21 protein-coding genes are annotated in these 19808 nt (G+C 40.6%); 14 read left to right on the forward strand and 7 right to left on the reverse strand.

Annotated features, from left to right (window positions below):
• The first annotated feature begins 366 nt into the window (after positions 1 to 366).
• The 6 genes from AC1TO9_RS16790 (at position 367) to tnpB (ending at position 6105) form a co-directional block, all read left to right on the forward strand.
• Entirely contained in the window at positions 367 to 1692 is a 1326-nt protein-coding gene (locus AC1TO9_RS16790) for an SPFH domain-containing protein (RefSeq protein WP_482059916.1), read from the forward strand.
• Entirely contained in the window at positions 1689 to 2435 is a 747-nt protein-coding gene (locus AC1TO9_RS16795; protein WP_482059917.1) for a hypothetical protein, read from the forward strand. The genes AC1TO9_RS16790 and AC1TO9_RS16795 overlap by 4 nt, the downstream gene beginning before the upstream one ends.
• Before the next feature lie 35 nt (positions 2436 to 2470).
• Positions 2471 to 2899: a hypothetical protein gene (locus tag AC1TO9_RS16800; protein ID WP_482057968.1), complete on the forward strand. Its 429-nt coding sequence runs from the start codon at positions 2471 to 2473 to the stop codon at positions 2897 to 2899.
• Between the two features lie 53 nt (positions 2900 to 2952).
• Positions 2953 to 3435: a hypothetical protein gene (locus AC1TO9_RS16805; RefSeq protein ID WP_482057967.1), complete on the forward strand. Its 483-nt coding sequence runs from the start codon at positions 2953 to 2955 to the stop codon at positions 3433 to 3435.
• 204 nt (positions 3436 to 3639) lie between these two features.
• Positions 3640 to 4665, forward strand: a complete 1026-nt coding sequence (locus AC1TO9_RS16810; RefSeq protein ID WP_482057966.1) for a phosphotransferase enzyme family protein — start codon at positions 3640 to 3642, stop codon at positions 4663 to 4665.
• A 264-nt stretch (positions 4666 to 4929) separates the two neighbouring features.
• Positions 4930 to 6105 carry an IS200/IS605 family element RNA-guided endonuclease TnpB gene (tnpB, locus tag AC1TO9_RS16815; protein WP_482059918.1) on the forward strand — a complete coding sequence of 392 codons (1176 nt, stop codon included), beginning with the start codon at positions 4930 to 4932 and terminating at the stop codon, positions 6103 to 6105.
• A gap of 28 nt (positions 6106 to 6133) precedes the next feature.
• Here tnpB and AC1TO9_RS16820 read toward each other — a convergent pair whose 3' ends face one another.
• Positions 6134 to 7357: a hypothetical protein gene (locus AC1TO9_RS16820; protein WP_482059919.1), complete on the reverse strand. Its 1224-nt coding sequence runs from the start codon at positions 7355 to 7357 to the stop codon at positions 6134 to 6136.
• 164 nt (positions 7358 to 7521) lie between these two features.
• On the opposite strand from AC1TO9_RS16820, the gene nikR reads away from it, so the two are divergent.
• On the forward strand, positions 7522 to 7974 hold the full coding sequence (nikR, locus tag AC1TO9_RS16825; protein WP_482059920.1) for a nickel-responsive transcriptional regulator NikR: 453 nt from the start codon (positions 7522 to 7524) through the stop codon (positions 7972 to 7974).
• A 45-nt stretch (positions 7975 to 8019) separates the two neighbouring features.
• Here nikR and AC1TO9_RS16830 read toward each other — a convergent pair whose 3' ends face one another.
• Both AC1TO9_RS16830 and AC1TO9_RS16835 read right to left on the reverse strand, forming a co-directional pair.
• Positions 8020 to 8415 (reverse strand): hypothetical protein, encoded by a 396-nt coding sequence (locus tag AC1TO9_RS16830; RefSeq protein ID WP_482059921.1) that lies wholly within the window; start codon positions 8413 to 8415, stop codon positions 8020 to 8022.
• Between the two features lie 96 nt (positions 8416 to 8511).
• Entirely contained in the window at positions 8512 to 8694 is a 183-nt protein-coding gene (locus AC1TO9_RS16835) for a hypothetical protein (RefSeq protein WP_482057195.1), read from the reverse strand.
• A gap of 243 nt (positions 8695 to 8937) precedes the next feature.
• On the opposite strand from AC1TO9_RS16835, the gene AC1TO9_RS16840 reads away from it, so the two are divergent.
• The 3 genes from AC1TO9_RS16840 to AC1TO9_RS16850 are packed head-to-tail and all read left to right on the forward strand — an operon-like array spanning position 8938 to position 12389.
• Entirely contained in the window at positions 8938 to 10557 is a 1620-nt protein-coding gene (locus AC1TO9_RS16840; protein WP_482059922.1) for an ABC transporter substrate-binding protein, read from the forward strand.
• A 15-nt stretch (positions 10558 to 10572) separates the two neighbouring features.
• On the forward strand, positions 10573 to 11568 hold the full coding sequence (locus AC1TO9_RS16845; protein WP_482059994.1) for an ABC transporter permease: 996 nt from the start codon (positions 10573 to 10575) through the stop codon (positions 11566 to 11568).
• Positions 11565 to 12389, forward strand: coding sequence for an ABC transporter permease (locus AC1TO9_RS16850; RefSeq protein ID WP_482059923.1), 825 nt, complete (start codon positions 11565 to 11567; stop codon positions 12387 to 12389). The genes AC1TO9_RS16845 and AC1TO9_RS16850 overlap by 4 nt, the downstream gene beginning before the upstream one ends.
• Positions 12390 to 12491: 102 nt before the next feature.
• On the opposite strand, the gene sstT is transcribed toward AC1TO9_RS16850, so the two are convergent.
• Positions 12492 to 13724, reverse strand: coding sequence for a serine/threonine transporter SstT (gene sstT, locus AC1TO9_RS16855; protein WP_482059924.1), 1233 nt, complete (start codon positions 13722 to 13724; stop codon positions 12492 to 12494).
• A 169-nt stretch (positions 13725 to 13893) separates the two neighbouring features.
• Between sstT and AC1TO9_RS16860 the strand changes: the two genes are divergently transcribed.
• Together AC1TO9_RS16860 and AC1TO9_RS16865 are read left to right on the forward strand one after the other, a co-directional pair.
• Entirely contained in the window at positions 13894 to 14817 is a 924-nt protein-coding gene (locus AC1TO9_RS16860; RefSeq protein WP_482059925.1) for an ABC transporter ATP-binding protein, read from the forward strand.
• A complete protein-coding gene (locus AC1TO9_RS16865; protein WP_482059926.1) occupies positions 14807 to 15415 on the forward strand; it encodes an ABC transporter ATP-binding protein in 609 nt (202 codons plus the stop codon). The genes AC1TO9_RS16860 and AC1TO9_RS16865 overlap by 11 nt, the downstream gene beginning before the upstream one ends.
• Before the next feature lie 68 nt (positions 15416 to 15483).
• On the opposite strand, the gene AC1TO9_RS16870 is transcribed toward AC1TO9_RS16865, so the two are convergent.
• The 3 genes from AC1TO9_RS16870 to AC1TO9_RS16880 form a co-directional block, all read right to left on the reverse strand.
• Positions 15484 to 15765, reverse strand: a complete 282-nt coding sequence (locus tag AC1TO9_RS16870; protein ID WP_482057189.1) for a YxcD family protein — start codon at positions 15763 to 15765, stop codon at positions 15484 to 15486.
• A 5-nt stretch (positions 15766 to 15770) separates the two neighbouring features.
• On the reverse strand, positions 15771 to 16205 hold the full coding sequence (locus AC1TO9_RS16875; protein WP_482057188.1) for a hypothetical protein: 435 nt from the start codon (positions 16203 to 16205) through the stop codon (positions 15771 to 15773).
• A 183-nt stretch (positions 16206 to 16388) separates the two neighbouring features.
• Positions 16389 to 16955, reverse strand: coding sequence for a beta-class carbonic anhydrase (locus AC1TO9_RS16880; protein ID WP_482057187.1), 567 nt, complete (start codon positions 16953 to 16955; stop codon positions 16389 to 16391).
• Between the two features lie 112 nt (positions 16956 to 17067).
• Between AC1TO9_RS16880 and AC1TO9_RS16885 the strand changes: the two genes are divergently transcribed.
• Complete coding sequence (locus AC1TO9_RS16885; RefSeq protein WP_482059927.1) at positions 17068 to 18585, forward strand: carboxypeptidase M32; 1518 nt, start codon at positions 17068 to 17070, stop codon at positions 18583 to 18585.
• Between the two features lie 186 nt (positions 18586 to 18771).
• Entirely contained in the window at positions 18772 to 19782 is a 1011-nt protein-coding gene (locus AC1TO9_RS16890) for an ABC transporter substrate-binding protein (protein ID WP_482057185.1), read from the forward strand.
• The last annotated feature ends 26 nt before the right edge of the window (positions 19783 to 19808 follow it).

Here is a 19808-nt window from a genome sequence, read left to right on the forward strand (position 1 = left end):
GTGTCTCCACTGAAATTACTATGTTTCGTGATTTCACGAAAAGCTAGGCCTGAAAACAATTCATGAACTACATAGAAGAAGTCTACAAAGTGAAAAATCCAAATTTTTGTTAGTCTCTTTCCAAATCAAGTAAGTACTATACAACTAATAGTAAGTATTATCCCTATAAGAGGCTTATACTGAATGAGCTAATCTAGTATAATAGAGTGAAAAACTCTTCTAAATTTCGATTTAAGAGTTTGCGGAATTTGAACAGTGACTAAAGGGTTATGAGTAATAAATGTAGAATACATACTTATAAGATTCGTTAGGATGAACTGAATTACGACATTTTCAGACAAAACCTTATAAAGTGAGGAATTAGAAATGGCTCTTATTGATGTAATTAAATATGATGGCTCTCCAGATGTATACGCATGGAAACATCCAAATACGGAATTGGGGACTTGGACGCAACTGATCGTGAATCAATCCCAAGAGGCGATCCTATTCAAAGATGGAAAAGCGCTTGATCTATATGGTGCTGGACGCCATACATTAAGTACGGCAAATATACCAATATTGAACAATATTATCAATTTACCGTTTGGAGGAGATTCTCCATTTGCAGCTGAAGTATGGTATATCAACAAAGTGAGTTCTTTGGATGTGAAATGGGGGACGGCTAACCCGATACAAGTACAAGATCCCAAATATAATATTATTGTACCTGTTCGAGCTTTTGGTCAATTTGGTATTCGAATTGAAGACTCGCGCAAGTTTCTGATTAAGTTGGTAGGAACACTTCATGAATTCAACCAAGCGACATTAATTAATTATTTCCGTGGTTTAATTATTATGAATATTAATTCTATGCTCACATCATACCTGGTACACAAGAAAATAAGTGTGTTAGAGATCAACGCCTTCATCGGCGAAATGTCCAGTCATTTTGAATCGATTATCGCTCCGACTCTTGAGGAGTATGGCATCGAAATTCTCAATCTGTATATTCACAATGTCAACCTTCCGGAAGATGACACTTCCGTCGTACGGCTAAGAGAAGCTCTAGCACGCAAGGCAGAGATGGATATTATTGGTTATACATATCAACAAGAGCGGACCTTTGATACGTTGGAAGGGGCTGCGAAGAATGAAGGTAGCATGCAGTCTGGTCTCATGGGAGCGGGTCTTGGCTTAGGTATGGGGTATGGCATCGGAGGTCCTTTAGGTAATGAAATGTCGCAAATATCAAAAGTGATGAATACAGGGGACAAGACTCCATTACGTATGTGTATCAATTGTCAACATGAAAATATGGAAGAGTCCACATTTTGCAGCAGTTGTGGCAAACCTCTAGCGGATGTAATTAAGCAGGCTGCGATGGAAACTGTCGCTAAGTGCAACGTTTGTGGAATGACAATGAAAGAAGGCTCGAAGTTCTGTGCGAATTGTGGTGATAAATTTTACCCATGTCCGAAATGCGGTGCAGATAATACTGAGGATAGCCAAGAATGTGTCAATTGCCATGAAGCTATGCCCCGGCGATGTCCGAGTTGTAGCCAGCTAGTGTCTAGTAAAACTAAATTTTGCATGAACTGTGGTGAAGACCTCATTTTAAAATGTAGGAATTGTCAACATGAAGTGAAACCAAATCAGAAGTTTTGTCTTGAATGTGGGTGTAATCTTCTGGAAGGGGGTAACGCGGAGTGACATTAAATAGGTACGGGACATGGATTTCATTTGTCTTATACCTCTTCGGTGTGGTTTCTACATGGGTCACTTTTATTACATTACTTGATAGCAACGCTCTTTCAGCATCATTCTTTATTTCATTTGCAGCGGTACTTTTAGCCGAAACGGCACTGTGGTGTTATGTTCATTATTTGATCCGCAATCTAAATGATGTTAAGCGTATCATTCCCGGGTATGTAGCTTTAGGTGTTGTAATCGTAGCCTATTTGGGGGCAGCGTTCGTGTACGCATTCTTTAATGGGATTGCAGATCTTGCCTTGCGGTGGTACACACTAATTCATATTATAACCTTTGTTTGCACACTAATCGTTGGCGGACTGATTCTGTTATTCCTTAAATCTGTTAAGGTGCATGAACAAGAGACAGAGTCACAAATTGTACATTGGCATGAGATCGTATCGGCATTACAAGAGTTGTATAGAAAAATGGTATCTTTGAATGTCCCACAAACGAAAGAAATGGAATCCATCATGAAGATGCTCATTGAGAAAGTCCAATATAGTGATCCGGTTACACCGAAGTCCATCGTATATATTGATCATCAGCTACAATACAATATCTATTTATTGGATGAAGAAGTATCGGGGATCATTGCTGGTGCTGGCGATCAAGAAGTGGCATTCGAGACGATCATTCATCGGTTAGACGAACTTAAACATCAACTGATTCAGCGTAACGAACAGCTGAAGATATTGAAATAGTAGAACTGGAAATTTAGGCTTAGGAGGTTTATTTAATGAAAAAAGTGCTTGCCACTTTTATGCTGTGTTTGTCGCCACTCTTGTTACTCATATATGTTGCAGTCATTACAGAAAGCCCGCCGGAAGGAAATGGAGTAGGTTTAACTTTAATGGCATCCATTGTATTCCTAATTCCGGGTGCGCTATTACTTGTTTATGGCATCAGAATGTTAAGAAGACCTAATAAAACGTCGAACCCATATCGAGCGCAGGCTAGATCTGAACAGTCTAATTCATCAAAGTCGAATGAAGTGATTTATACATTGGACTTTGACAATCCAGGCGTTAATGTGAAGGGAACTGCGGTCTCTAATGAGCCGGTTTCTGTAGACTGCTCAGGTTGCGGATCTAAGACAACTGTAAATCCGAACCAGTTATCGGAATGCGAGTATTGTGGAACAATCGTAAAATATAAAGAAAGGTGATATTCAAGTACATAGGTTATGTCATCTGATTGCTTACGAAGGAGGCTCTTTAATTGAAAAAAACGCTTGCCATTTTGATGTTGATTGGCTCTTATCTATTACTACTCATGTTTCTAATACTGTCAGTAGTTATGTTGACTGACTTTCATATTGCTACATTTATCTTTGTCATGATAATCATCTTAATTCCCGGTTTGTTATTACTTTTTGGTAGTACCAAAATGTTAAAAGAACTCAATAAACCTACAGTGTATCATCCAGCTCAGAATATAAATGAGCAGTCTATCCATTCAGCTACAGGTCCCTCATTCGATCCATTCGACGCTAACTCGAGTAATAGTTATGTACAGGAACCACTTACAGATGAGGAGTCGAGAATAGAACAGACATTGAACGGATCGATTTCTCAAACGGTAGGTACTGTCGCTAAAAATCAGGTTTTCATAGACTGCCCAGGCTGCGGATCTAAGACGACTGTATATCTAACTCAAGTAACAAATTGTGATTATTGTGGAACAGCAGTCCAATATATATAGTGATTTTAGGTTTTGTACGGAAAATTCATAAGTATCAATATGCAATGATTGAATAAAGTAAACTTAAATTGGGTGATGGGACAGCGACCACTAATGGTTGGTGTCTTTTTCTTACCATATTACCTAAGGCGCTTGAAAATTATATATATTCATAATCTCTTAATAACATAGAGTGAAAGGGTTGAAGGAATGATTGACGCCTTGATGAGGAAATATTGGCCTATGTGGAGTGGCTCCATCCGAGAGGGAGTAGGGGGGTGGAATAACACCACTTATTTTATTGAAAATAAAGACCGGAGCTGTGTGCTGCGTTGTTATGATACGCATAGGGATACTGATAAGATTGAATTTGAGCATGCTGTGTTAGAGTTGCTTCAACATGAATCGCTGAGCTTCAAGGTTCCTATTCCTATCAAAACGTTAGCGGGTGAGACGATTGTAAAGGTGGAGGATGGGAGTGAACGGTTCGCATGTCTCTTCGAATATATTGAAGGCGTGTCTCCGAAGGAGAGTAGTGCGATTATAGCTTATTCATTCGGTGAAGTAGCGGGAGAACTATCAGCTTCACTTGCGACGGTCACTCCGGGGATATCACCTGTTTATCGACCGTATTATGAGTTGCAGAATTCTTATCCCGTGTGTACTAGAGAGGTCGTCAATGACTTTTGCGAAAATCCACCGGAAGCATTTGATGATCTGCGTCAGGATCTGCATATACTTGGAGTTGCTTACAAGGAAATCTGTGATTCGCTTGCAGGTCTGGAGAAGCTGCCGCAGCAGCTTGTACACGGTGATCTTAATGAATCTAATCTGCTGGTCCATTGGGATAGTACTAATCAGGTCATTGCATTGCTTGATTTTGAGTTTTGTACGCTCGATGTCAGGGCGATGGAGCCAGCTGTCGTCATCTCGGGGCTTCTAGGTCATACAGAAGAAATCGAATCCGTTCGGCAATTTTGTACTGGATTTGGCAGCAGGGTTTGTCTATCCCCAGAAGAAATTGCTGCGATTCCTGTACTTATGCGTCTGCGCAAAATAGATGTGTTCCTTCATTTTTTGAGCCGCTTCTTTGAGGGAACGGATAAACCAGGAGTGCTACGTGAACAGGTGAGGTCACTGGTCACTGACCTTAACCAATTGGAAATGAGTCGGACGTGGATGGAAGAGGAGTTGAATTTGTTGGCTCGTAACAATGAAGGACAAAGTAATGCTGAAGATTATTTCGTTTAACTTCTCATACAATCGTGGGAAATTAAACGAAATATCCATTAAAAAGCCGCCTGGTAGGAGGTTTCGCTAAATATTAAATCAGAATAAACTTCAATTAACTTCAATTAAGTTTATCATTTTCCGAAAGAAGACTCCCACCTCAATGAATGTCAAGGGCGAAGGCCAATGAGTAGGTGGGAGATGAATTTCGGTTGGCGATAGCCAAATACTTCCTCCATATGATATAATAGAACAAACGTTCCTGATATGATGGAGGTATGACTCATGTTAGTACATAAAGCATACAAATTTCGTATCTATCCAAACAGAAAACAAGCAGAACTCATACATAAGACCATCGGTTGTTCAAGGTTCGTCTTCAATTTTTTCCTTGCCAAACAGAAAGAAAAAGATGCCTATTGGTACAACGTTGAAGAAATGAGACAGAATGGCCAATTACCATCAAACAACTGGAAAGGTGCCTTTTTCAATAAATATGAGTCTGTCAAAGCTGTGCGTGAATTAAAAAAATACTATTCTTATCTTAAAGAAGTAGATAGTATTTCCCTTCAAAAATCGGTCGAGAACTTAGCAGATTCATTCCAACGCTATTACAAAAAGCAAAACAAACAACCACGTTTTAAATCAAAAAAGAATCCTATTCAATCTTATACAACCAAGTATACGAATGGAAATATAGCTGTCATAGAAAATCGCATGAAGTTGCCTAAACTTGGATGTGTTCGCTTTGCCAAAAGTCGTGAAGTCGAAGGTCGCATATTGAGTGCCACCATCAGATGTAATCCATCTGGTAAATACTTTGTTTCTTTAACGACTGAAATCGAAGTCATGAAATTACCTAAAACAAAATCGATCATTGGAATCGATCTAGGCTTACAAGATCTTGCTATTTTCTCGGATGAAACGATCCATTGTAACCCTAAGTTTTTCTACATGTTTGAAAAGGAATTAGCTAGAGCGCAAAGAATCATGAGTAGACGAAACATAGGTGGTTCAAATTGGCATAAAGCCAAAATAAAAGTAGCACGTATTCACGAGAAGATTACCAATGCACGAAAAGATTACTTAGACAAGATTTCAACCGAAATTGTCAAAAACCACGACATGATTGGGATGGAAGATTTGTCGGTATCGAATATGCTTAAAAATCACAAACTGGCTAAAGCCATCAGCGACGTATCATGGTCACAATTCAAGAGTATGATTGAATACAAAGCGAAATGGTCGGGAAAACAAGTCGTTACCGTTGCTAGAAACTTTCCTTCCAGCCAGCTCTGCTCAAGTTGTGGCTACAAAAACATAGATGTTAAAAATCTCAGACTACGTGAATGGGACTGCCCAGAGTGCGATACCCATCATCAAAGAGATATTAACGCAGGAATCAATCTTAAAAATGAAGCCATAAGACTTCAAACCGTTGGAATGACGGGGATCGCCTAATCAAAAACGAACCGTTAGGTTGGTGTTCTTAGGAATCTCCCACTTCAAACAGACCGTAAGGTCGGTTAAGTGGTGAGTAGTTCAATCTCTCATCCAATGCTTCGATAAATGTATGGATTTCTTGATGCATAGGGTCGTTAAATACGTCTGTTACAGTTGGATACTCTTTGATAAGGCGCTCCAATAACGCAGTATACTCTTGTGTTAATATACCTGTCTTAGTATCGCTGTGAGAAGCGATAATATGATCGTATGCCGTTCTTACAATGGGTTTAATAGTTCTATCGGATTCGAGAATGTCGGTATTACTTGATCCGATGAAAAAAGAAAATAAGTAACTACGTAAATCAAGGCTGAGCTGATCATATCGTGGCGATTCAGGATATTCTTTTAAATAAGCTTCAATTGATAATGCCCTGTTGGCGATCTGGCTCCATTCAATGACAATACTTCCATCAGCGATCATAGGATTGTCTGATTCAATTGCTTTAAGTTCTAAGTAGGCAACCATAGCAGGGCTTAGGTAAGTGGAATAATCGAGTAGACTACGATAGTCGACAATAGGTAATACGACACCTTCTCCCTCAATGAGCTTGTACTTACCTTCGATTGCATCAATGGCCAACTTTTTAGCGTGATCATCGGTAATTTTCATTACGTCTTCCAAAGATATGGGGTTCATAAGATTACGGTATGCAGATATATTGCGCTCACTCAGAAAGATAGTAGAAGTGTTACGCAGGTCTATACGGTAAAACTCCTCCAATTCCATTATTTCCATATCAGCCTCTGCAGCAGTAGCGAGCGAAGGGAGAATCATCGCCAGAAATGTTGTATATTCCTTTGCTGAAGAATGCTTTTGGATAATGATTGTTCTCAGATCTTCAACATGCGTTGCGGATAGCTCCGTGTACGATTGGAGCCCTTGAATATGTCGTTCTACATAGCCCTTCGTTAACCAAACATCGTAAAACACTTCAACCGTTTGAGGATCATTTGTTGGCTGAAAGTAAATGCGATAATCAGCGGGGCTGGACTCGTTCGATTGCATTGGATTCCATTCATCACCATTGAGGATTAGATGGGCGTTCGATACTGATTCGGGATCTAATATTATATGATAAGGTTGATATTCTGAATCTACGTTTAATTTATTGTGAATCATCAATGTAAAGCCTGAATCTTCAATACTGTTGCACCTAGTTGATAGAGCAGTAATGATTACAATTGAAATGATTAATCCCATTCGCATTCTACAACCTCCTCCTCCTCTTATAAAAATGATCTTTTACTCATTAAACGTAAAATCTTATGTTTTGTTACGTTTTACGATATTATGATACAAATAGAATACGATCATGACCAAGGAACGGAAACATGTTATTATTGGGGTAAATAATAAGGCAGGGTGGTAACATGGCAGAAAAAGAAGAGTTAACCCGATTCGGTGTGTCATTTCCAGCACCGTTAATTGAACAGTTCGATCAATATATTGAAGATCAGGGATATACTAACCGCTCAGCAGCGATTCGAGATTTGGTGCGACGCTCTTTATTGGAGCCTACTCGGCTGCGTTCTGATGAATTAGTAGCAGGTACGATTGTTATGGTATATGACCATCACATAAGTGAGCTTCCTATGGTACTCATGGAATTGCAACATCAGTTCCACCACGACATTATCTCTACGATGCATGTACATTTAAACCATGCACAGTGTTTAGAAGTTATCGTTGTTCGGGGAAATGTAGCCAATCTTAGATCGCTTCATCAGCAAATTCAAGTACAGAATGGTGTGTTCTACGCAGAACTTTCGGTAACTTATGCTGATGATCAAGGTTCATCTGAGCTTGGCCATGGTCATACATAGTACCTAAAACAAAAAGAACATGTTCTGTACATGTTCTTCATCACGTTATAATTGACGAAAAAAGGTAGTCATTAGAAAGTAGTAAGCATTTGAAAAGTTTACTTCATTATCTTCTGTAGGGAACAATATCACCATTTCATCCATATGAAGATTAACTTTCTCTTCATAAACCTCATAATAATAATCGACTATTAACCGGTATGAGTTGTCTTTTGTAAGGATAGTTATTTCTTCTTTTAACATATTCTCCTGGTACGTATACCCGCTCTTCTTACATAACTCTTTCATTCTCTTAGACAGTAAGTTACGGGCGTCTGCGTTATCTCCTTTGATAACAATAAGTGGATTCTCATTTAAGTATATGGAGTTATGCCTTTCTTCTAATTGAGATGCCACGAGACTTGGCTTCACTTCGACCATCTTCTTTTCATTTTTGAACAACTTTTTTAATATATTCAAATCAATCACCTTCCTTCCTTTTTTGTTCCTTTTTAATAGTATAGTCTCGCTAATAGGGAATAATCCCCTTCAATGATCTTAACCTCTTCTTTCGTATATCAAATGCTTTAAAGCATACATAAAGAGACTGATGCCCCTCCACCATTCACTATTAAGTGCCATAAGTACATCTAAATTCAATCCCTTTCCTCTGAAGCTAACTTTAGTTGCATGGAGTACATCTAAATTACTGGAAATTCCACATTTCAGCGTTATCGCCATTTTTAACTGTACTTTGTACAACTAATTCTCTCTATCGCTACTTTTCCTACTAATTAAGTGTACTCTATGCATCTATTCTCGTCTCACCTTCTATAGACTTTTACAAATCATAAAGGGTAGAGCAGTAAGCCCTCCAAAGAACGTATACTTTCAATCTATGTTGAAAAATAATGGATTTCCTATCTGTTAGTGTTACAATAATGCTAAAACGTGTTACAGACATTAGTGGGGGGAATAAGTTTTATGTTACAGGGGTCTTTAAAATGTTCGCTAGTATCGGTAATCGTGTTATGTATACTGTTAGCGGGGTGTTCTAAGTCTGCCTCGCCGAAAGTTGAAGATCAGGGCAATACTGTGCAACCGAATAAGGATGAATTAATTTTGGCTGTCGGTGCCGAGCCAGAGGATGGGTTCGATCCAACGACTGGTTGGGGACGTTATGGCTCACCATTATTTCAGAGTACTTTGCTCAAGAGAGATGAAAACTTAAAGATTGTAAACGATCTAGCAGAAAGTTATGAAGTTAGTGATAACGGGAAAGTATGGACACTGAAGATTCGTAACGATGTGAATTTCTCTGATGGGCAGGCTTTGACTGCGGCAGATGTTGTCTTTACTTTCGAGAAGGCAGCACAAAATGTTTCCACAGTAGATTTAACGAATATGGCGAGTGTAGAATTTCAGGGTGACGACACGGTGATGTTTACATTACAAGAGCCACAGTCAACTTTCATATCGATGTTAGTATCAATGGGGATCGTACCTGAACACGCTTATGGCGAGGGATATGCAGAGAATCCAATCGGGTCTGGTCCTTATAAGATGGTCCAGTGGGATAAAGGGCAACAGGTTATCGTCGAATTGAATCCAGAATATTACGGTAAGGTTCCTTTTTTCAAGAAACTGACATATGTGTTCTTAAATGAAGACGCTGCCTTTGCTAGTGCGAAGAGTGGCCAATTGGATGTTGCCTATATTGTGTCATCCTTAAGTAATCAGATGGTTGATGGAATGCGGATTGAGGATGTGAAGACCGTTGATAATCGTGGAATTATGTTTCCTTATATCCCTTCGGGTGGAACGACTACTGAGGGATATCCGATCGGAAATGATGTGACGTCAGATATCGCCATTCGTCAAGCCATTAATATCGCTATCGATCGTCAGAAGCTAGTAGATGGGTTGCTGAATGGGTATGGAACTCCAGCCTATTCAACGAGTGATCATCTTCCTTGGTGGAATCCTGACACCGTGATTGAAGATGGAAATATCGACAAGGCTAAGCAGCTTCTAACAGATGCGGGTTGGAGTGACAATAATGGTGACGGTATTGTTGAGAAGGGAGAACGCAGAGCTGAGTTCACTTTAGTATATCCTTCGGGCGATATGGTTCGCCAATCTTTAGCTTTGGCGACTGCTGACATGGTGAAGTCTATCGGAATTCGAATGAATGTTGAAGGTAAGAGTTGGGATGAGATTGAGAAGATGATGCATTCGAGTGCTGTTCTGATGGGGTTTGGTAGTCATGATCCATTGGAGATGTACAATATTTATAGCACTGACTTTCAAGGTGTAGAATACTTTAATCCCGGTTATTATAGCAATTCAGTTGTGGATGATTGGATGCAACAAGCTTTGAGAGCGTTAACTGAAGAAGAGGCATTACAATATTGGAAGAATGCGCAATGGGATGGACAGACAGGATTCAGTGGGCTTGGAGATACGCCATGGGCCTGGCTCGTCAATATTGATCACTTGTATCTTGTGAATGATAAGCTTGATATCGGTGTTCAACGCATTCAGCCTCATACGCATGGATGGTTGATCACTGACAATATTGAGGATTGGAAATGGAAAGAATAAATAGAGAGGGGAATGATGATGGTCCGGGATGGTGTTTTCTTTATAGGGCGGAAGGCTTTTCGGTTAGTCACCCTCTTGATTATGGTCAGTATCGTCTCATTTACCTTAGTTCATTTATCACCTGTTGACCCCGTACAAGCTTATATTGGTGCAGATATGATGAAGGTAAGTGCAGAGCAAAGACAGGAAATAGCGACCTATTGGGGGCTAGATCAATCCCCAATAGAGCAATTCACACGCTGGGCATCTGCATTGCTTCATGGCGATTTCGGTACTTCGATGATATATCGCAAACCTGTAACAGATGTCATCGGTGATCGATTTATAAATTCTGTGGTCCTTATGGCATCCGCCTGGATATTATCGGGTGTCATCGGGTTTACGATAGGTGTCATTGCAGCGCTTAAGAAGAATACATGGTTGGATCGTTGGATCAAATGGTATTGCTATACTTTAGCATCTACACCTACATACTGGATGGGCTTACTGCACTTGATAGTGTTCGCGGTATGGTTAGGTTGGTTCCCCGTTGGATTAGCTGTACCCGTAGGAGTGCTTGCGGATCAAGTGACGTTGGGGGATCGAATCATGCATATGATTCTGCCTGCACTAACACTCAGTATTGTAGGTGTATCGTCTATTGCTCTTCATACGAGGCAGAAATTAATAGATGTGCTAGAAAGTGACTATGTATTGTTTGCTAGAGCTAGAGGGGAAAAGGGTTTCACCTTATTTCGGCGACATGGTCTGAGGAATATTGCTCTACCAGCGATTACATTACAGTTCGCTTCTTTCAGTGAATTGTTCGGTGGGGCGGTTCTAGCGGAGCAGGTTTTCTCATATCCAGGTCTTGGACAAGCAACGGTAGAGGCGGGACTAAGGGGAGACGTCCCACTGTTGTTAGGACTCGTTCTATGTAGTGCTTTATTTGTCTTTACTGGGAATGGCATTGCAGATGTCCTCTATCACTGGGTAGATCCGCGAATCCGGGAAGAAGGTAAGACAGCATGAGGATCATCAATAGGCGACAACGTACATTCATAGTTGCTATAGGGGCTGTATTGTTGTTATGTTCAATCGGGTTTGGCAGTATGCTGCTCGGTTCAGAATCATCCGCAACACAATTAGATGCTCGTAATCTTTCCCCAGGGCTAAGTCATTTGTTCGGTACAGATTGGTTAGGCCGAGATATGTTTACTCGAACTGTACAAGGACTTTCGCTTAGCATTCGAGTGGGCTTACTAGGTTCAATCAGCAGTGTGATTATAGCGGCTATATTAGGATTGATGTCTGCAACGATGGGCAAAGTCGTCGATCGAATCATTTCTTGGCTCATCGACTTGTTTCTAAGTGTTCCGCATTTAGTGTTGCTCATTCTGATTTCTTTTGTGTTTGGTGGGGGAATGAAAGGGGTTATTATCGGCGTCTCATTAACGCATTGGCCCAGCCTTGCACGTGTCATTCGCGCTGAAGCGATGCAATTGAAATCGGCTGACTTTGTACTTGTATCTCGGAGTCTAGGGAAATCTAGGTGGTGGATTGCTTCAAGACATTTGTGGCCACATCTCGTACCGCAATTGCTTGTTGGATTACTGCTCATGTTCCCACATGCTATTTTACATGAATCATCGATTACATTTCTTGGCTTAGGTTTGTCCCCACATCAACCGGCAATTGGTATTATTCTGTCTGAATCCATGCGATATTTGTCAACGGGGATGTGGTGGCTTGCTATCTTTCCTGGATTAGGTCTTCTTATTGTCGTACGTTCTTTCGAATGGCTTGGTGAATATTTACGTTTGAGGGTCGATCCCCATGGGTCGCGTGAGTGATACATTCTGAGGCTGTAAAAAATTCAACCCCATTCACAAATCCTGGATTTGTGAATAGGATTGTCTACATTTTAAATAAGTGGAATCTATAAAAATTAGTTTCTAAGCGTTGATAATAATTTCCTTACCTTCTTTACGTGTTTTGGCATACTCAGCTGTTGCTGTAAAAAGGACATCGGAGGATGAATTCAGTGCCGTTTCACAAGAGTCCTGTAACACACCTATGATGAAACCAACACCAACGACCTGCATAGCAATATCATTCGGAATTCCGAATAAGCTACATGCTAGAGGAATGAGCAAGAGTGATCCTCCGGCAACACCTGAAGCGCCTGCAGCCGATACAGCTGCTAAGACACTAAGAATAAGCGCAGTACCAATATCGACTTGAATGCCGAGAGTGTTCACTGCAGCAAGGGTTAAGACAGAAATCGTAACAGCTGCACCTGCCATATTAATGGTAGCACCTAATGGGATCGAAACAGAATACGTATCCTCATCTAAACCTAACTTTTCACATAAACTCATATTTACCGGGATGTTTGCAGCTGAGCTACGAGTAAAGAATGCTGTAATACCACTTTCCCTCAAGCATTTAAAGACAAGAGGATATGGATTTTTACGAATATATAAGAATACGATCAATGGATTAACGACAATAGCTACAAAAATCATACAGCCCAGTAGCACTAAAAGTAATTTCCCGTAGTCGAGCAAGGTTGCAAGCCCACTTGTTGCGATTGCATCAAAGACTAATCCCATAATTCCAATAGGCGCCAAATTAATGACCCATTTCACTAATTGAGATATAGCATCTGAGAAATTAGAAAGCATGTTTTTGGTAGAATCAGTAGCATTTCTTAACGTAATGCCAAGAAGTAAAGCCCAAGCAAGTATGCCAATATAATTGGCATTAATAAGAGCATCGATCGGGTTAGCAACGATGTTAAATAGTATCGACTCAAGAACTTCTAGAATGCCACCTGGAGGTATCAGATCTAGGTTGCCTGTTGTAAGTTTTAATGTAATCGGAAATAGAAAACTAGCTACAACGGCCACTAATCCGGCTAGGAATGTACCTAAACCATACAGGACAATAATCGATTTCATATTTGTTTGATGTCCACTTCGATGTTTAGAGATGGCACTCATAACTAAGAACAAGACTAAGATGGGGGCAACAGCCTTTAATGCACCTACAAACAATGAACCGAAGATAGATACCCATTGTGCGGCATCAGGAATTGTTAAAGCCAAGATAATACCAATCATCATGCCCAGAAGTATTCGTTTTACTAGGCTGACTTGATTCCACTTGTTAATTAAATTACTCATTCATAACCCTCCGATATTATAATAGAAGCATAACAAAATAGAGTATAGCTGTTTCGCTGCATTGTGACTGTTTTCACTTATGTGAATTGATAATTGTCAGTTTATCACGAATATTCTCGATTGTGAATGAAAGAAAATATATTAATGCATAAGGAGGTTCATATTAGATATGGCTATTCTGGAAGTACATGATTTATCTACCTCTTTTAAGGAGTACACAGCGAGAATGCGTCATCAGACTACGAAGGTATTAGATGGCGTTAATCTGTCAGTTGAAGAAGGGGAAATCGTGGCGGTTGTCGGTTCTAGTGGCTCTGGTAAAAGCCTGCTTGCCCACGCCATATTAGGCATACTCCCGGATCATGCTGTATTATCTGGAACGATTCGTTACCAGGGCGAGATATTGGATGCGACAAGAAAAGCTGCTCTTCGAGGTCGTGAGATTGCACTTGTGCCTCAATCCGTTAACTATCTAGATCCCTTGATCAGAGTGGGCGCGCAAGTACGCACGTCGGTAAGGGATAAGGATCCCGTGACAGAGCAGCGGAAAATATTCAAGCGATATAGACTGGCGGAACATGTTGAGCGATTATTTCCATTTCAATTATCTGGAGGTATGGCGCGGAAGGTGCTGGTCTCTACAGCAACGGTCAGTGGCGCAAGTCTGATTGTAGCAGATGAGCCAACACCGGGCATGCACCCAGACGATGTGAAGGAAGCGCTACAGCGCTTTAAAGAATTGGCAGATGACGGATGTGCCGTATTGTTCATTACACATGATATTGAATCGGCTCTTCAGATTGCTGATCGGGTTGTCGTTTTCTATGCTGGAACTACGGTTGAAATTGCTTCTGCTCAAGACTTCACAGATCGAGGAGAGCAGCTTCGACATCCATACAGTCGTGCTCTATGGCAAGCTTTACCGCATAATGATTTCATCCCGCTAGCAGGTACGCAGCCAAGTCCCAACCATTTGCCAACGGGATGTTTATTCGCACCTCGTTGTCCTTGGGTTATACCAGAATGTAGTCGTGAGCGACCAAGCATTAGAGAGGTTCGTGGCGGAAGTGTGAGGTGTATTCGTGCAACTTGAAGGTAAGCATTTAAGTTTTCGATATGGACAAGGACCGTATCTTTTTCGCGATATCAATATAGCTGTTCAGTCTGGTGAAGTTGTCGGAATAGTTGGACCTAGTGGTTGTGGCAAAACGACATTAGGACGTATATTAGCTGGGTATACGAAGCCGGAAGGGGGAGAGGTCACCTTCAATAAGTCAGCGATACCTCGAAGTGGTCACCATCCTGTCCAAATGGTTCTTCAGCATCCAGATCGAGCCGTTAATCCACGTTGGAGAATGAGACGAACGCTAACCGAGGGATGGGCTCCAGAAGCTTCTTTTATTCAAGAGATGGGGATTGAGGAAGAATGGCTAGAACGATGGCCAAATGAACTATCAGGCGGTGAACTGCAGAGAATCTGCATCGCTCGTGCGTTAGGACCAGATACTCGCTTTTTGATTGCAGATGAGATGACAACGATGTTAGATGCGATTACTCAGGCACAGATATGGCATACCGTGCTTGAAATAGCGAAGGCTCGTCAATTAGGACTACTCGTCATTAGCCATGATTGGCATTTGATTAAACGCTTCTGCGATACGATTATACCTTGGAATAACAATATAGAGTAACTAGTTGTCAGACGAAAGAGGATGTCCTTAAGTCATGTTCATTGACTCACTAGGACATCCTCTTATGTTTAAGTCGTCACAACATTCGCTGTAATCTCTTCATCGATATCTAATGTTACCTGTTCACGGAAGGCACGAATATCGTATTCACTCTGCAAGTAGCGAAGGATTGCTTCGATCATATTCGATTCAACGAGATATTGACTCCGGCCTTGTGTCCACACTTCGGCAGAATACCCCTGTTCTTCATCCCAACTCAATTCTACTTGAACATCTGTAGGACGTATGCCTTTGCGTTCGGCCATGTGTAGGCAAATAGCATTAATAATCTCATCCATGGAAAGTTCCATATCTATTAGTACCTTCCGTCACGTGGATCTGGTTTACGACGGTTCTTGTAAGCGCGATATCCAGCAAGTGCTAAGGAGATTAGTACATAAATTGCTAGCACGTTGATTGCTAATCCGATAAGATCGCCCATGAAGCCCATATTACCAAACATGCCTCCGAATAACATTCCAGCTAATCCACCAATCATCAAGCTTTTCATTAAGCTACCGCCACTGAAAAACCCACGTTTCCCAGTTGATCCTGCAGCCGTTCCTGCTGTGGATTTGTTATTCGTTGTAGATTTGCTTACATTACTATTTGTTGTAGATTTCTTAGGTGTGTTCGTGAAAGACTTCGTTCCGGATTTAAATCCACCACCACGTCTTGCATCGACACTAGTTGGGGAAATTGTAACAAAGATAAGAGTGAAAGCCATAACAACCATAATCCATTTTTTCATACGAAATTGAATCCTCCTGAAGTATAATAGTGTTGTGTATCTAGTGATGTACGTTGATACTTATTAAAGTTTCAACAGAGAGAAGTGTACACTGAAACTGTATGGTTTGGCAAATAAACAGACATGAGTTACGCAAAAAACACGAATCCGATAGATTCGTGTTCGTACGTATCATAGTGTATGTTACAAATTTTTGTACCCATCGATAACAAGTTCTAATGCGCCATTGTCCGGGTCGATAATCATTCCGTGTACAGGTATATTTGCCGGGAGCAGTGGATGTTTATTGATAACATTAACCGTATGAATGACGCCTTCATGTACATCATTGAATCCTCTAAGCCATTTAGATAATCGAATTCCTGAGTTCTCGAGAGTGGATAACACGGTTTCTGAGATACCACGATCTTTGATCATTTCGATCATATGATCTGAGTTCAATGAAGCCATGCCACAATCTAAGTGAGCTACGATGAAGACTTCATCTGCTTGTAGTTCATAAATGGCAACTAATATACTACGCATTACGCTACCAAAAGGCTGGGATATAATGGCGCCGGCATTTTTTATAAGTTTAACGTCGCCATTTTTGAAATTCATAGCTTTGGGAAGTAGTTCTGTAAGTCGGGTATCCATACAACTGAGTACAACAATTTTCTTGTCAGGGAATTTACTAGTGCGGTAAGCCTCGTATTCTTTGTTCTCAACAAAATGTTGGTTATACTCCAATACTTCAGAAATGTGGGTCATAGGGAAGATCCCTCCTCTGTTAGGATAAATTCGTTCTTAACAGTTGATTATACTTTTTGTAATAAGTATCATCAAGAGGAAAGTAGAAAAATATCACGAGGTGAATAATAAAATGGAAAATGAAGTAAAAATGAAGTTAGATCAATTTCGCGAATTAGTTCGTAAAATAAGAGGTTATTATGAGGCTGTATCTTTATTGCACTGGGATCTAAGGACAGGTGCTCCCCGCAAAGGTGCTGAATTCCGATCAGAAACAATTGGTATATTAGATACTGAAATGTTCAAATTACAAATTTCAGATGATATGGCGAAATACTTGGAGTATTTTTCAAATGAGAATGTTATTGCGCAACTTGATGATGTAGATCGAAAGATCATTCTGGATTGTAAAAAGGAGTATGAACTGAACAAGCTCATTCCAGCAGATCAATTTCAAGAATATTCTGCCTTAACGGCACATGCTCAGACATTGTGGGAAGAAGCGAAGGAAAAGAGTGACTTTGCAGGGTTCGAGCCGTATTTAAGTAAAATCGTTGCTATGAAGAAAAAGTTCATCGATTATTGGGGTGTTAAGGGAACTCGATACGATACACTGATCGATATGTATGAACCTGATATGACAGTGGAGAAACTGGATCAGATTTTCAGCCAACTTCGTAGCCGTCTAGTACCATTAGTCGAAGCGATTCAAGCCTCTCCACATCAACCGGAAAAAGGCTTTCTCCAACAAATATTTAAAAAAGAGCAACAAGAGAAATTTGGACTCTTTATTCTTGAACAAATGGGATATGATTTTGAGGCAGGACGTCAAGATGAAAGTGTGCATCCATTTGCTACGAGTCTTAACGTTGGTGATGTACGGATTACGACGCATTATGTGGAAGGGGATGTGACGAATGCGTTATTCAGCTCATTACATGAAGGCGGACATGCGCTCTACGAGCAAAATGTTGATGTGAAATTTGCCGGGACTCCACTCGCTGAAGGCACCTCAATGGGTATTCATGAATCACAGTCTCGCTTATGGGAGAATATGATTGGACGCAGTGTAGCATTCTGGGAAAGATATTACGGTGATCTACAACAGCATTTCGCTCCACAGCTTCAAGATGTGGCGGTCGAGGACTTCTACCGTGCAATTAACCGCGTAGAGAACTCTCTTATTCGAATTGATGCAGATGAATTAACATATAATCTTCATATCATTATTCGTTATGAGATCGAGAAGATGCTGTTTAATGACAACTTATCAGTGAAAGATCTGCCGAAAGTATGGAATACGAAGTACCAGGAGTATCTTGGCATTCAACCTCCAAATGATGGACTCGGTGTCCTTCAAGATGTGCATTGGTCTGGTGGAGATTTCGGATATTTCGCATCGTATTCACTTGGGAACATGTATGCGGCACAATTTTTAAATACGATACGTAAAGAGCTGCCACAATATGATGAATGGATCGCTGAGGGGAATTTACTACCTATTAAGGAATGGCTTACGGATAAGATTTATCAATATGGAAAAAGTCTGACACCATCAGAAATTATAGTTCAAGTGACAGGTGAAGAGTTGAACCCGAATTACTTGGCAGATTACTTGGAAGCGAAATATAAAGAAATATACAAGTTGTAAGATTGAAAATGCAATTTAATATATTTATATTTATAAGGTTAATATTTAATGCCATGAACCTCTGCATGTTGTAGGGAATCATGGCTTTTTGCGCTGAAGATATCTGAAATATGCCATCAAGAATAACCTTTTGTAGGCTGTAGCATATGATGCAATATGTTTACTTGGAAGAATGGAGGGATACCTATGTGGAAAGCAAAAAGAACGATTGTGGCAGCTATAGCTGTTCTTCTCATCTGTAGTACAGTTGCTGCCGGTTGCGGAGGGAAAGATACTATAACGAAGGTGAAGATTGGGGAAGTGACCCGTTCAGTATTTTATGCACCAGAATATGTGGCCCTGGAAAAAGGCTTTTTTAAAGAAGAGGGATTGGATGTCGAGTTACAGACGATTCCTGGCGGAGATAAGACGATGACTGCTTTATTGTCGAACGCTATAGATGTGGCATTAGTTGGTTCGGAGACGTCCATTTATGTGTATCAGCAAGGATCTGAAGATCCCGTAATCAATTTCGCACAGTTGACTCAGACAGATGGAACGTTTCTTGTTGCTAGAGAAGACAGTGGCACATTTAACTGGGATCAGTTGAGGGGAGAAGTATTTTTAGGGCAACGTAAAGGCGGTATGCCGCAAATGGCTGGAGAGTTCACGTTTCATAAGCAGGGAATTGATCCACATACAGATCTAGAATTGATTCAGAATATTGATTTCGCTAATATAGCCTCTGCCTTTGCTTCGGGAACTGGACAATATGTACAGTTGTTCGAACCACAAGCCTCCATTTTTGAAAAAGAGGGTAAAGGTCATGTAGTTGCTTCATTCGGCGTGGAAAGCGGACTCCTACCTTATACTGTGTTCATGAGTAAACAAAGTTATATCAAGAATAATGCGGATACCGTTCAGAAATTTACGAACGCGGTACAAAAGGCTCAAACTTGGGTAGCCGATCATAGTCCTGAGGAAATTGCAGATGCGATCATTCCTTATTTCAAAGACACAGACCGTGAGATTATTATTTCTGCAGTGAAACGTTATCAAGAACAAGGGACGTACGCAACAGATCCTCAATTAGACGATGCGGAATGGAATAACCTGTTAGACGTGATGGAGAACGCTGGTGAATTGAAAGAACGGGTGGCACGAGAAGATATTGTGGATAATACATTTGCTGAGAAGGCCAAATCTACAGTGAAGTAACTTACCCCAGCCAAAAGGAGAGTGCA

It is taken from the genome of Paenibacillus sp. Y916, from assembly GCF_056786435.1.